Source organism: Bradyrhizobium sp. TM233 (genome assembly GCF_036247965.1).
Classification (GTDB): Bacteria; Pseudomonadota; Alphaproteobacteria; order Rhizobiales; family Xanthobacteraceae; genus Bradyrhizobium; species Bradyrhizobium ottawaense.
The window spans coordinates 1-913 of record NZ_BTIG01000116.1; the positions used below are offsets into that span (position 1 = coordinate 1).

A 913-nucleotide genomic window follows, 5' to 3' on the forward strand; every position below is an offset into this window, starting at 1 on the left:
CCGCTCGGCGGCGTCGCGGTGATCGCCCGCAACACCGGCGCGGCGATCAAGGGCCGGGATGCGCTGAAGCTCGTGTGGGACGACGGTCCCAACGGGAAATACGACTCGGTCGCCTACCGCAAGGAGCTCGAGGAGGCCTCGCGCAAGCCCGGCCTCGTCCTGCGCACGGAGGGCGACGCGGATGCGGCGCTGAGGGGCGCGGACAAGGTGATCGTCGGCGAGTACTACATCCCGCATCTTGCTCATGTCAGCATGGAGCCGCCGGTGGCGGTCGCCGACGTCAAGGGCGACAAGGCTGAGATCTGGGCGCCGGTGCAGAGTCCGGGCGGCACCCGCGACGACGTCGCCAAGACGCTCGGCATTCCNNCGACTTCGCGCTGGAGGCCGCCCTGCTGTCGAAGGAGCTCGGCGCGCCTGTGAAGGTGCAGTGGACGCGGGAGGACGACGTTCGTAACGGCTTCCTGCACACGGTCTCGGCCGAGCGGATCGAGGCGGGCCTCGACAAGAGCGGCAAGGTGATCGCCTGGCGCCACCGCAGCGTGGCCCCCAGCATCGCCTCGACCTTTGCGGCCGGCACGGTGCATCAGGCGCCGTTCGAGATCGGCATGGGTCTCGTCGACATGCCGTTCGAGATCGCCAACATCTCCTGCGAGAATCCGGAAGCCGCCGCGCATACCCGCATCGGCTGGTTCCGCTCGGTCTCGAACATCCCGCGCGCCTTCGCGGTCCAGTCGATGGTCGGCGAGATCGCGAGCGCGACAGGGCGCGACCAGAAGGAGACCCTGCTCGCGCTGATCGGCAGCCCGCGGATCGTCAAACCCGCGGTGAAGGATCTGTGGAACTATGGCGAGCCCCTCGACAGCTACCCGATCGACACCGCGCGCCTGCGCAAAGTGGTCGAGCTGGTCGCCGA

Annotated in this window: 1 pseudogene; it reads left to right on the top strand. The window is 68.8% G+C overall.

The window, feature by feature from the left end:
• Positions 1–913: pseudogene (locus AABA86_RS33915) on the top strand (molybdopterin cofactor-binding domain-containing protein); the annotation flags it as partial.